Annotated in this window: 3 protein-coding genes and 1 pseudogene; all 4 read right to left on the bottom strand. The window is 67.0% G+C overall.

Going from position 1 to position 3,577, the window contains the following annotated elements:
* Positions 1-912: NtaA/DmoA family FMN-dependent monooxygenase (locus GX543_RS02185; protein WP_290849490.1), on the bottom strand; the 912-nt coding region annotated here is incomplete at its 3' end.
* 171 nt (positions 913-1,083) lie between these two features.
* On the bottom strand, positions 1,084-2,442 hold the full coding sequence (locus tag GX543_RS02180) for an alpha-hydroxy-acid oxidizing protein (RefSeq protein WP_290849489.1): 1,359 nt from the start codon (positions 2,440-2,442) through the stop codon (positions 1,084-1,086).
* Between the two features lie 8 nt (positions 2,443-2,450).
* Positions 2,451-2,954 (bottom strand): DUF4334 domain-containing protein, encoded by a 504-nt coding sequence (locus tag GX543_RS02175; RefSeq protein WP_290849488.1) that lies wholly within the window; start codon positions 2,952-2,954, stop codon positions 2,451-2,453.
* Positions 2,951-3,577 (bottom strand): annotated as a pseudogene (locus tag GX543_RS02170) (FAD-dependent oxidoreductase); the annotation flags it as partial. The gene GX543_RS02175 and the pseudogene GX543_RS02170, both read right to left, overlap by 4 nt.

The raw sequence follows: 3,577 nt of genomic DNA, 5'->3' as shown, positions 1-3,577 counted from the left end.
GGAGGCGTAGCGCTGGTACTCGGCCGCTTTCTCCCGCGCGGCCTCCGGAGTGCTGGCAGTGATGACGGTGACAAGGGTGTAGATCTTCGCGTCGTAGGGGCCGCGGCCCGCCGCGACCAGTTCCTCGCGGATCTTGCCGACCAGCTCTCGGAGGATGGTCTTGGTGGGCGCCGCGACGAAGACGGCCTCGGCGTTCTGGGCGGCGAAGCGCCGTCCGCGCGGCGACGCCCCGGCCTGGTAGATCACCGGAGTGCGCTGAGGCGACGGCTCCGACAGATGGATCCCGGGCACCCGGAAGTGCTCGCCGTGGTGGCCGATGTGGTGCACCTTGGCGGGATCGGCGAAGATCCCGGCGGCCCGGTCACGCAGGACGGCGTCGTCCTCCCAGGAGCCTTCCCACAGCTTGTACAGCACGGTCAGGTATTCGTCGGCATGGTCGTAACGCTGGTCGTGGTCCAGCAGACCGTCGTCGCCCAGATTGCGGGCCGCGGACGGCAGGTACCCGGTGACCACGTTCCAGCCGATCCGCCCGCGGGTGAGGTGATCCAGGGTGGAGAGCCGCCTGGCGAAGGGATACGGGTGCTCGAAGCCGGTACCCGTCGTAATACCGAATCCGAGATGCTCGGTCGCGTGCGCCATCGCTGACACCAGCAGCAGCGGGTCGTTCACCGGGATCTGAGCGCCCTGCCGGATCGCCGCTTCGTCGGTGCCGGCGTAGACGTCGTAGGCGCCCAGGACGTCGGCGATGAACAGTCCGTCGAAGCGGCCCCGCTCGAGCACCTGAGCCAGATGCACCCAGTAGTCGAGGGTGTTGTAGTCCCACGAGCGGTCGTCGGGATGGCGCCACAGTCCGGGCGACTGATGGGCGACGCAGTTCATGTCGAATGCGTTGAGATGGATCTGTCGGGTCATGGCGACCATCGTGGGGCCGCCGATGAGCTACGAGAACCGTTGCACGCGTGATGGGTCGAACGTCGGCCCGGGCGGACTCCCTGCCCGACGAGCGATGTCCTGCATTGCCGAGGCGTCAGGCGAACGCTGCGATTCCTGATCGCCGGCGACCTACGGAGGATCGCCGGCGACTCAAGGAAGGTGTTTCAGCGCGGACCGGTCCAGATCGGCGACGCTCGTGTGCCCGGACAAGCCGAGGGTCAGGTCGAGTTCGGCGAGGATGTTCGCGACCGCGTCGCGGGCGCCGTCGGCCCCGTTCAGGGCCAGACCGTACATGTGCGGACGCCCGATACACACCGCGTCGGCGCCCAGCGCGAGCGCCTTGAACACGTCCGAGCCGGTGTAGAAGCCGGAGTCGATGAGGATCTTCACATCCTCTTCGCCCACGGCATCGACGACGTCCACCAATGCGTCCGTCGAACTGATCTCACCGTCGATCTGCCGGCCACCGTGGTTGGAGACGATGATCCCGTCGATGCCGAGCTCGACCGCCGTCCGAGCGTCGTCGGGGTGCAGGATCCCCTTGAGCACGATCGGGAGGGTGGTCTTCTCGCGCAGGGACGCGATGTCGTCCCAGTCGAGCGACGGCCGCGAATAGATGTCCAGAAACGTCTGCACCGCCGCCGGCCCCTTGGTCACTCGCTCCTTGAGCCCCGACGACCGCCCCTTGAGCCCCGTCGACCGCCCCTTGCGCCCCGTCGAAAGGATCCCGGACAGCTCCGGCATGTTACGCACGATCGACAGCAGCGTCTTGATCGCGCCGAGCGAGACCTCCTGCTTCGCGGTCTCACCGGTCGACGCGGCGTCTCGCATGCGCTCGGCGACGATCTCCCAGAACGACGGGTCCGAGGTGTACTGGTCGATGCCCTCGGCCCGGGCGAAGGGCAGCGAGCCGAGATTCAGATCCTGCGGCCGCCAGCCGAGCATGGTGGTGTCCAGAGTGACGGTCAGCGCCGCCGCACCCATCGTCTCCGCGCGTCGGATCAGACTGTCCACCAACCGGTCATCGGTCGACCAGTACAGCTGGAACCAACGGGGAGCACCCGGTTTCACGGCCTCCATCGCGTCGGCGACCCCCTCCATCGGCGCGCAGCCCTGATTGGAGAAGATGTAGGGCACACCGAGTTCCGCGGCAGCCCTTCCGATATGCACGTCGGCATCCGGGTAGGCCAGTGCGCCCGCACCGACTGGCGCGAAAAGCACTGGAGCAGAAAGTGTCTGGCCGAACAGCTCGGTCTGCAGGCTTCGTTCGCTCACGTCTCTGAGGACGCGCGGGACGATGGCCCAGGAGTCCAGCGCCCGCCGGTTGGCCGTCATCGTCCGGCCTTCACCGGCGCCGCCCGCGATGTAGGCCCAAGCGCGGCGCGACATCTTGGCGCGTGCCCGCCGCTCCAACTCTGCGAAATCGGCGGGCACCGTGGGCGTGCGCCCGTGGACGCCGGCGGTGTAGACGTCGTTCTGCCGGGAACGCCCGAAGTTCACTGAAACCATGGAGCGACTCAGTCCCCGCCACCGGGAGCCGCACCGTCGCGGTCGCGCTGAAGGTAGAAGTAGAAGTGACGGTCGCGGACCAGCGAGGTCTTGCCGTTCATGATCCCCATGAGGGTGGTCTCGTCGACTCGCTTGAAGTGATCGATCACCGGCTGCCCGTCATAGACCATCGACGCGGTCACTTCCCCGCGGAACTCCACCGGCCAGAGACTTGCCTCTCCTTTACCGATCTCCTTGTTGGAGTATAGATTCCCGTCGTCGTCCCGGCAGACCATCGGCGCCACACGGTACCGCGAGTCGAACCACTTCCCGTGCCAGCGCACGAGCGCGAGTTGACCGTCCATCGGGTGCCCGGACGGCAGCTCGCCCCCACGCCAGTGGCCGAGGATCTCGTCGATCGTCACCGTCGGCAGCGCCGCCCAGATCTCGTCGAGGTGTTCCGGAGCACTGATCTCTTGCGAGGAGACGCGCTCGAAGAATCCGGCGATCGCCTGTTCTCGGGTGAGGGTCATTGGGCGGTCTCGCTCTCTTCAGCGGCTTCCGGAGTGTCGGTCGGCTCCGGTGCGACGACGGCGACCGCCGGCTCGGTCCGCGAGAACACCATCGCTTCGGTCACGTCGTACCGGCGGGCGTCGATCGCGTCCAGCAGCGCATTGTGGCGAACCTGCCACGGCGCCTCTTCACCCGCCTTCGGCAGTCGTCCGCCGGCACGCTGCACGTATCCCGAGCTGAGGTCGAAGAAGGCGTGCGCCTTCGGTTTTGCCCCGTCGAGAGTCGGGTAGGCGCGCGTGTAGCCGTTCGCGCGCATGTGAGCCAGCAACTCGGCCACCGCTTGACTGGTGAGGTCGACACGCAACGTCCACGAGGCGTTGGTGTACCCGACCGACCACGCGAAGTTCGGAACATCGTCGAGCATGTACGCCCGGTATCCGTACTTCTCACCCGGGTCGACGCGCTCTCCGTCGACGGACAGGTCGATGCCCCCGAACGCGACCAAGTCCAATCCCGTTGCGGTGACGACGATGTCGGCCGCTAGCTCACGCCCCGACGAGACCCGGATACCGGTCGGTGTGAAGCTCTCGATGGTGTCGGTGACCACCTCTGCACTGCCGTCGGCGACCACTTTGTAGAAGTC

It is taken from the genome of Gordonia sp. (in: high G+C Gram-positive bacteria) (assembly GCF_012515855.1).
Taxonomy (GTDB): domain Bacteria; phylum Actinomycetota; class Actinomycetes; order Mycobacteriales; family Mycobacteriaceae; genus Gordonia.
This window is presented reverse-complemented; position numbering and strand designations above follow the sequence as displayed.